This is a genomic window from Microbacterium sp., from assembly GCF_030149085.1.
Taxonomy (GTDB): domain Bacteria; phylum Actinomycetota; class Actinomycetes; order Actinomycetales; family Microbacteriaceae; genus Microbacterium.
Genome location: NZ_JASBSF010000136.1, coordinates 1 through 9471 on the forward strand (window position 1 = coordinate 1; position 9471 = coordinate 9471).

Annotated in this window: 7 protein-coding genes and 1 pseudogene; all 8 read left to right on the forward strand. The window is 68.2% G+C overall.

Features of this window, described 5'->3' with window-relative positions; genetic code table 11:
- A pseudogene (locus Q1V87_RS05600) lies at positions 1–642 on the forward strand (phosphoketolase); the annotation flags it as partial.
- A complete protein-coding gene (locus tag Q1V87_RS05605) occupies positions 639–3251 on the forward strand; it encodes a cation-translocating P-type ATPase (RefSeq protein WP_300591204.1) in 2613 nt (870 codons plus the stop codon). The pseudogene Q1V87_RS05600 and the gene Q1V87_RS05605, both read left to right, overlap by 4 nt.
- Before the next feature lie 19 nt (positions 3252–3270).
- Positions 3271–6477, forward strand: coding sequence for an HAD-IA family hydrolase (locus Q1V87_RS05610; RefSeq protein ID WP_300591205.1), 3207 nt, complete (start codon positions 3271–3273; stop codon positions 6475–6477).
- Entirely contained in the window at positions 6474–6623 is a 150-nt protein-coding gene (locus Q1V87_RS05615; protein WP_292711006.1) for a hypothetical protein, read from the forward strand. The genes Q1V87_RS05610 and Q1V87_RS05615 overlap by 4 nt, the downstream gene beginning before the upstream one ends.
- A 38-nt stretch (positions 6624–6661) precedes the next feature.
- Complete coding sequence (locus tag Q1V87_RS05620; RefSeq protein WP_300591206.1) at positions 6662–7720, forward strand: type II glyceraldehyde-3-phosphate dehydrogenase; 1059 nt, start codon at positions 6662–6664, stop codon at positions 7718–7720.
- On the forward strand, positions 7710–8027 hold the full coding sequence (locus tag Q1V87_RS05625; protein WP_300591207.1) for a DUF2933 domain-containing protein: 318 nt from the start codon (positions 7710–7712) through the stop codon (positions 8025–8027). Before Q1V87_RS05620 ends, Q1V87_RS05625 begins: the two co-directional genes overlap by 11 nt.
- The gene (locus Q1V87_RS05630) at positions 8024–9034 is read left to right on the forward strand and encodes a DMT family transporter (RefSeq protein ID WP_292711014.1); all 1011 of its coding nucleotides are present in this window, start codon (positions 8024–8026) and stop codon (positions 9032–9034) included. The genes Q1V87_RS05625 and Q1V87_RS05630 overlap by 4 nt, the downstream gene beginning before the upstream one ends.
- Positions 9031–9471, forward strand: a 441-nt coding sequence (locus Q1V87_RS05635) for a multicopper oxidase domain-containing protein (RefSeq protein ID WP_300591208.1), incomplete at its 3' end; no start/stop codon positions are given. The genes Q1V87_RS05630 and Q1V87_RS05635, both read left to right, overlap by 4 nt.

The window sequence follows — 9471 nt, forward strand, 5'->3', positions numbered from 1 at the left end:
CAGTGGCTGACCATGGATGAGGCGATCGAGCACTGCACCCGCGGGCTCGGCATCCTGCCCTGGGCCGGCACCGAGACCGAAGGCACCGAGCCGGATGTCGTCCTCGCCGCTGCCGGAGACGTGCCCACCCTCGAGACCCTCGCCGCGGCCGCGCTGCTGCGCGAGCACATCCCGGAGCTGAGCGTGCGGGTCGTCAACGTCGTCGACCTGACCCGTCTGCAGTCCGAGGACCAGCACCCGCACGGACTGTCGGATAGGGAGTTCGACGCGATCTTCACTCCCGACAAGCCGGTGATCTTCGCCTACCACGGCTACCCGTGGCTGATCCACCGGCTCACGTACAAGCGCGCGGGGCACCAGAACCTGCACGTCCACGGCTTCGTGGAGAAGGGCACCACCACGACCCCGTTCGACATGGTCATGCTCAACGACCTGGACCGGTACCGGCTCGCGATCGACGTTCTGGACCACGTCCCAGGCCTGGCCGCACGTCGCGCCGAACTGCGTCAGGAGTTGCAGGACGCCCGGTTGCGCGCCCGCGCCCACACTCGCGAGCACGGCACCGACATCCCCGCCGTCGCCGACTGGCAATGGCCCCATCCCGGCACCACCGACCTCGCCATCGGGAAGGAACCCCAATGAACGACACCAAGACCGTGACGTTGCAGGTCAGCGGCATGATCCGCGCGACTTCGAAGAATGTCACCGAAGCCCACCTGGCCCGCCAGCCGGGTGTGATCAGCGTCGACGCGAACCCCGTCTCGCAGACCGCGACCGTCACCTACGATCCGCAGACCACCTCCGTCGCGTACCTGCAGCAGTGGGTCATCGAATGCGGGTACCACTGCGCCGGGCAGTCCGTGCCCGACCACATCTGCGACCCCACCCACGAGCCGCACGACCACGCGACCACGCAGGGGCACGACACGCATGTCGGCCACGGGGGCCACGAGGCGCGCACCGATCACGGCGGGCATCCCGAGCATGCTGGCCATGAACCGCACGACGGGCACGACGGGCATGAAGGCCATCAGGCAATCGCAGCGGACGGACACGATCACGTTGGTACCGCGGTCGCTGGCGAGCACGCCCACCCGGCGGCGGGCGCGGGTGATGAGCATGCTGGCCATCCGGCAACCGCCGCGGACGGGCACGATCACGGGACGGAGGCGTCCGGGCACAGTGCGCAGGAGATGATGGGCCACGGCGGGCACGGCGGGATGTCGATGGACGCGATGATCCGCGACATGCGCAACCGGTTCCTGGTCGCGCTGATCCTGTCGATCCCGATCACCCTGTGGTCGCCGATCGGCCGGGAGGTGATCGGGTTCGAGGTGCCGGCCCCGTTCGGGCTGCGCGATGACGTGTTCATGCTGATCCTGTCGCTGCCGGTGATCTTCTACTCGGCCTGGATCTTCTTCGACGGGGCCTACCGGGCCCTGCGCGCCCGCACACTGGACATGATGGTGCTGGTCGCGGTCGGCGTCGGCGCCGGTTGGATCTACAGCCTGATCATCACCCTCACCGGCGGCGGCGAGGTGTTCTACGAGGCCGCGACCGTGCTGGCCACCTTCGTGCTGCTCGGGCACTGGGTGGAGATGCGTGCCCGCGGTGGGGCGAACGACGCCATCCGCCGCCTACTGGAGCTCGCCCCGGCCCGCGCAGTCGTCATCCGCGGTGGCGAGGAGGTGGAGATCCCCACGTCCGAGGTGGTCCCTGGCGACCTGATGCTGATCCGCCCCGGGGCGAAGATCCCCACCGACGGCACGGTGGATGAAGGGGAGTCCGAGGTCGACGAGTCGATGGTCACTGGCGAGTCCATGCCGGTTGAGAAGGCGCCGGGCTCAGAGGTGATCGGCGCGACCGTGAACACCGTCGGCACGCTGCGAGTGCGGGCGACGAAGGTCGGCGCCGACACCGCGCTCGCGCAGATCGTCAAGCTCGTGCAGGAGGCGCAGAATTCCAAGGCACCCGGGCAGCGTCTTGCCGACCGGGCGGCGTTCTGGCTCGTCCTGGTCGCCCTGATCGGCGGCACCCTCACCTTCCTGGTCTGGTTCCTCGCCGGGATGGACGTGCCGATGGCGATCCTGTTCGCCATCACCGTCGTGGTCATCACCTGCCCCGACGCTCTCGGACTCGCGACCCCGACCGCGATCATGGTCGGCACCGGCCTGGGCGCCAAGCGCGGCGTGCTGTTCAAGAACGCCTCCGGGATCGAGACCGCCGCCCGCATCGACACAGTCGTGTTGGACAAGACCGGCACCCTCACCAAGGGCGAACCGGAGGTCACCGACTACCTCCCGGTCGGCACGGACGACCTGGAGCTGCTGTCCCTCGCTGCGGCGCTCGAGCGAGAGTCCGAGCACCCGCTGGCGAAAGCGATCGTGACCTATGCCGACGAGCGCGGCATCCCTCGGCGGACCGCGACGGCATTCCGCAACGTCACCGGGCAGGGGGCGATCGCGACCGTCAACGGGAAGCAGGTCGTCCTCGGCAACGCTCGGCTGATGGCGTCCGAGGGCATCGACACCAGCGCGGTCGCCGCGCAGCAGCAGGCCCTCGCCAACGGTGGTCGCACCGCGATCATGTTCGCTGTCGACGGGAAGATCGCCGGGGTCATCGCCCTTGCCGATGCCGCCCGTGACACCGCAAGAGCAGCGATCGACGCGCTGCATGAGCAGGGTATCGAGGTGGCGATGCTCACGGGCGACAACAAGCCCACCGCCGAACGGATCGCGTCGCTGCTGGGCATCGACACGGTCATCGCCGACGTGCTCCCCGAGGACAAGTCCGCGAAGATCGCCGAGCTGCAAAAGGCCGGCAAGAAGGTCGCGATGGTCGGCGACGGCGTCAACGACGCGCCCGCCCTCGCCCAGGCGGACCTCGGCATCGCGATCGGCGCTGGCACCGACGTCGCGATCGAGACCGCCGACGTCGTGCTGATGCGCTCCGACCCGCTGGACGTCGCAATCGCGCTGAAGATCGGCAAGGGAACGCTACGGAAGATGCGGCAGAACCTTGGCTGGGCCATCGGATACAACGCCATCGCGCTGCCCATCGCTGCCGGAGTGTTCTACCCGGCCTTCGGGATCATGCTCACCCCAGAGATCGCCGCCATCAGCATGTCCGGCTCCAGCGTCATCGTCGCAGTCAACGCGCTCCTTCTGAAGCGGCTGCGCCTGCCCGCCCCGGCCGATCCGGCAACCGCGAGCACTCCCACCACGGCCTCGGCGTCCGGCGGTGCGTCATGAACCCTCACGGTGCGTCACGATGAGGGCCGATCGGCGATCGCAGGCGCAGAGGACTCATCGTCTTGACACTGCCTACGACGCAGTCCTCTTCGACCTGGACGGCGTCGTGACGAACACCGCCGCCATCCATGCCGCCGCGTGGAAGCAGCTCTTCGACGAGGTGCTGCGAGATTCGCGCGTCCACGTGGATGATCCGCAGAACACCTTCGACCCGGTGGCTGACTATCGGCGATACGTGGACGGGCGGAGCCGAGAGGACGGAGTGGCGAGATACCTCGCCGCCCGCGGCGTCAGGCTGGATGCCGGGCAATCCGACGACCCACCGTCGGCATGGACGATCGCCGGGATCGCCGCGCGCAAGAACGCACTCTTCCTTGCCGAGCTGCGCACGCGCGGACTGCGGGTCTATCCGGGCACGGCAGCGCTGCTGCGGCGCCTGCGGGACGCGGCCGTACCGGCCGGTCTGGTCACCGCGAGTCGAAACGCGCAGCAACTGCTGAACACAGCCGGTCTTACCGGCGCCTTCGACACGGTCGTGGACGGCCAAACCGCGCTCACGCATCACTTGCAGGGCAAGCCTTACCCCGACATGTTCGCCGAGGCAGCACGCCGCCTCGGCGTTCCTCCCGCTCGCATTGCGATCGTCGAGGACTCGGTCGCCGGCGTGGAAGCCGGCCAACGCGGCGGTTTCGGGCTCGTCGTCGGAATCGACCGCGCCGAACAGCGCGAGCAACTCGAAGCCGCGGGCGCCGACGTCGTGCTCAACGATGTCGGCGAGCTGGATCTGGGCCTCTCCACGACGGATCCCTGGCGGCTGGTCTACGAAGGCTTCGACCCCGCGCACGAGGGGCACCGGGAGACACTCACCGCGCTGGGCAACGGCTATCTGGTGACGCGAGGGGTACGTCCCGAGCACCACGACGACGGCATCCACTACCCGGGCACCTACCTCGCTGGCGTCTACAACCGACTGATGAGCACTATCCACGGCCGCGCTGTCGAAGAAGAACACCTCGTCAACACACCGAACTGGCTTCCGGTGGACCTCCGAATCGGAAACGGACCATGGCTTTCCTCCGGACAGGCGCCGACGCTCAGCGAACGACGCGAGCTCGACCTCCGACGCGGGCTCGCCACACGCCGCGCCGTCCTTGCCGGCCCGGACGGGCATCAGCTCTTCCTCGTGCAGAGGTCCTTCATCTCCATGGACGACCCTCACCTGGCCGTCCTGGAGACCACGATCAGTGCACCCGACTGGAACGGCACGCTCACCCTGCGAGCAGGAGTCGACGCGGGGGTACGCAACTCCAACGTGGCCGCCTATATCGGTTCGGACACCACACACCTCGCCCCGCCGGCGTTCCGCCACGCCGACGACATCACCGTGTGCGAGACACACACCCGGCAGAGCCGGATCCGTATCGTCACCGCCGTCCGCACGCGTCTGACCGGTGCCGCCGCCGTGACGGAACACCTCACCGAAACGGCCTCGCAGGCAACGCGAGAGTTCCGCGTCGAGCTGGAACGGGGCCGAGCGGTCACTCTCACCAAGACCGCGGCGATCTTCACCTCCCACGACCGAGCCATCAGCGAACCGAGTGCCGCCGCACTCGACCTGTTCGAGAGGCGCGGCCAGGATGTCGCAGGGCTCCTCGAACGGCACGAGGCGGAATGGCGACGCCTCTGGCACCTGTTCGCGGTGACGCTGGACGCCGATACGCACAGTCAACTCGTACTGAATCTGCACGTCCTGCACCTGCTGCAGACCGTGTCCACTCACACCACCGCGCTCGACGCAGGGGTGCCCGCACGCGGCCTGCACGGTGAGGGGTATCGAGGTCACGTCTTCTGGGACGAGGTCTTCGTGCTGCCCATCCTCGACACCCGCGCCCCGCAAGTGAGCCGGTCGCTGATCGAGTACCGGTGGCGGCGCCTGAACGAAGCTCGCACAGCCGCGACGGCCGCCGGCCTGGGCGGGGCGCTGTTTCCCTGGCAGAGCGGCAGCGACGGCCGCGAGGAGACGCCCACCGCGCTCTACAACCCGCGTTCCGGCAGATGGATGCCGGACAACTCACGTCGCCAGCGTCACGTCGGGCTCGCCATCGCCCACAACGCCTGGCAGCACTATCAGGCCACCGGCGATCTCGACTGGCTCGCCGAGCGCGGCGCCGAGCTCATCATCGAGGTGACCCGCCTGTTCGCCTCCCTCGCCGAACACGACCCGACCACGGACAGATTCCACATCGCCGGAGTGATGGGTCCCGACGAGTTCCACGATGGCCCGCCGGACGCTCCCGGCACCGGGCTGCGCGACAACACCTACACCAATGTCCTGGCCTCTTGGGTCGCCCAGCGGGCCGGCGACACGCTGGGAGTCCTGGCCGGCTACCGAGCCGACGGCCTGTGCGACCGGCTCAACGTCACCGACGACGAGATCGCGCTCTGGGCGCGCCTGAGCAGACGGCTCACCGTCGGGTTCCACGCCGATGGGATCCTCACCCAGTTCGACGGTTATGAGGACCTGGAGGAGCTGGACTGGGGTCACTACCGCGACGAGTACGGGAACATCGGCCGACTCGATCTCATCCTCGAATCCGAGAACGACAGCACCAATCGGTACAAGCTCGCCAAGCAGCCCGACGTCGTCATGCTCGTCTACCTTCTCGGCCGTGACGGGCTCCGTAAGCAGCTCGCCGCCCTCGGCTACCCGTTCTCCGAGGCCGACCTGGTCCGCACTGTCAACTACTACCTGACCCGAACCGCCAACGGTTCTACGCTCAGCCGCGTCGTGAACGCCTCTGTCCTGGCCGGCATCGACCCTGCACGCTCGTGGATCGCGTTCCGCGAAGCCCTGATCGCCGACCTCGACGACTCCCAAGGCGGCACGACTCGCGAAGGGATCCACCTGGGTGCGATGGCCGGCACGGTAGATCTGCCCGTCCGCTCCTTCGCCGGCATGACCGTCGGCGACGACGAGCTGACCTTCGCGCCGCAACTCCCTCCACACCTGACCCGAGTCGCGTTCCAGGTCAGATATCGCGACCATCTCCTCGACGTGACTCTCGGCCGAAGCGGTCTAGAACTGCACGCCCACCCGACCACGGCCCCAGTCATCCGGCTGCGCGTCGGCAGCGACGGCGGCCAGCTCTCCGCCGGCGAAACGAAGGTGTTCGCCGTCCGCTCAGCTGATGCCAGGACACGCTCCGTCTCCAAGGAGTCTCGATGAGCACGCACCGGCGCCGATACCGGCGGATCGCATCGGTTCTGGAGAGGCATGGCCTCGGCCTGGCCACCGGCCTGATCGGTGCCGGCGCGGGCGCGGTCACCTCCCTCGGCGGCTATCTGCTATGGACCACGCGGCGGCGACGATGACGACCGCGCCCCCCGCACCCTCTCAGAAAGGCACGCTCATGGACCCCATCCGAGTCGGCGTCAACGGCTATGGTGTCATCGGCAAGCGCGTCGCTGACGCGATCCTCCTGCAACCGGACATGCGCCTGATCGGCGTCGCGGACATCGCCACCGACTGGCGCATCAAGTCCGCCGCGAACCGATTGCCCGTGTTCGCCTCCACCGCTGAGGTGCGGCAGGGTATGCACGACGCGGGTGTGACCGTCCGCGGGAGCCTCGACGAGCTGCTCACGCAGTGCGACGTGATCGTCGACACCACCCCCAAGCATGTCGCGGCCGGCAACCTGGAGCGCTACCGCGGGGCTGGGGTGAAAGCGGTGCTGCAGGGTGGCGAATCCCACGCCACCACTGGGCATTCGTTCGTCGCCCAAGCCAATTACGCCACCGCCCTCGGCCGCGACAGCACCCGGGTGGTGTCCTGCAATACGACCAGCATCGTCCGCGTCCTCGGCGCCTTGGACACGGCGGGGCTGCTTCAGCGCGCCCGCGGAGTGCTCATCCGCCGCGCCACCGACCCGTGGGAGTCGCACCTGGGTGGCATCATGAACACGATGGTCCCGGAGCCGACCATCCCCTCCCACCAAGGTCCCGACGCGCAGACCGTTCTCCCGGGCCTGGATGTCGTCACCATCGCAGCCAAGGGCGCCCACACCCAGACGCACACCCACTTCTGGACACTGCAACTATCCCGGGAGGCCGCCCGGGATGAGGTGCTGGACGCCCTCCGTGCCGCGCCCCGCATAGCCTTCATCCGCATGTCCGACGGCTTGATCGCCCTCAATTCCACCATCGAGCTGATGCGCGACCTCGGCCGGCCCCGAGGGGACATGTGGGAAGTCGCCATATGGGAAGACCTGGTCACCGTCACCGGCAACGAAGCGTACCTCGCCTACCAGGTCTACAACGAGGCCATCGTCGTGCCCGAGACCATCGACGCGATCCGCGCCCTCTCCGGCACCGTCACCGATGCCGAGACCTCGATCCGCCTTACTGACAAGAGCCTTGGCATGCGCCAGGACTTTCTCACCCGTCCGGAGGACTCCGACCATGACCGATGACCAGCATCCGCACCCCGGTCAGGAACCAGGTGTCGCTGCGCCGCGGCGACGGATGCCCCTGTCTGCCTGGGCCATCATCGGCCTGGCCGTCGTCGGAATCGTCATCTACCTGTTCATCGACCACTTGCCGCACGTGCTCGCGGCCCTCCCATATGTGGCGATCATTGGCATGGCAGCGATGCACGTCTTCGGCCACGGCCACCACGGCGGCAGCCATCACACCAATCACGACCACGCAGGCGGTGCTCGCCAGGATGGCGCCGCCGTCGACGGTGAGACCAGCAATGGCCCCCGCGATCCGTCATGACCGTCGCCCACCCGTGGCTGCGTGCCACCCCAGTCGGACATCCTCGGCCCTGGCGGATGCTGTGGATCACGGCAGCCTGGGGTTCCTGTTTCGTCGGCATCACCATCGCCCTTGAGGACGCGCCGGTGCTGTGGCTCGCGGCACTGCGGGCCCTCATCGCTGGTGCCGCCCTCGCGTTGCTCATCGGCATCCAACGGGTGCCGATCCCGCGCGACCCGCGGACCTGGGCGCTCGTTGTCTGCCTCGGAGCGGTGAACATCGCCGTGGTGTTCGCGACGATGTTCGGCGCTGCTACCGGACTGTCTACCGGAATCGTGTCGGTGCTCGCCAACGCTCAGCCGATCCTCATCCTTCTGCCCGCGTGGTGGATCTATCGCGAACGCCCCACCCCCGTCGCCATCGTCGCCATCGCCCTCGGCTTCGCCGGGCTGCTCGTGATCGTGTTGCCGGTAGGGCTTGGCAGTGGGGCGTGGATCGCGTTGACCTCGGCGGCCGCTACGACTGCCGGCACCCTCATCGGGCGGATCGTGCAGGCGGACCCGCGATTCGTGGCCGCCGCGCAACTGCTCATCGGAGGGGCTCTCCTCGCTGGCACCGCCGCTTTCGCGGAAGGACCCCCGAGGATCTACTGGAGCATCCCGTTCCTTCTCGCCCTCCTGTTCCTGTCGCTGGTCGGGACCGCCGCGACGACAGTCGCGTGGTTCACCGAAACCCGACGTGCCCGTCTTGACATCCTCGCTGCGTGGACCCTGCTCGTGCCGGTGTTCGGAGTGCTCCTGTCCCTGGTGGTCCTGCGGGAAGACCCCGGTCTGTGGGGCTGGATCGGCATTGTCATCGTGCTGATCTCGATGGCCTTGCTCGCAGCGGGATCCCGGTGCCGATCCTCCGCGGCGGGAATCGCGGCAGTAGCTACCGTCCCACGAACCGCCGAACACGCAACGCCCGACTCGGACGGACGAGACGAAAGTCACCGCCACCCCATGCGACCCGAGAGGAAACACCGATGACTGTGCCATCAGACCCGCGTACCCGCTTCCTGCTCACACGACGAGCGTTCCTCGGCGTTAGCGTCGGCACCCTCGCGACCATTGCGCTGGCCTCCTGCGCTCCCGCTGCGAACTGGGTGCAGCCCGACGGCGCCCCCGTGCGGGAGGCCGAACGCCGCCGCGGAGGCACCGGCAAGGTCACCACCGCGACATTGACCGCCGCACCCAGTGCGCTTGACCTCGCCGGGACCACCGCAGCCACCTGGGCGTTCGGTTCGATCCCGGCCCCCGTGATCCGTCTCGGCGCTGGAGACACACTGAAAGCGACCGTGCGCAACCAGCTGGACACCGACACCTCCGTGCACTGGCACGGGCTCGCACTGCGCAACGACATGGACGGCGTACCGCCAGTCACCCAGCAGCCCATTCGGCCCGACGAGAGCTTCGACTATGAGTTC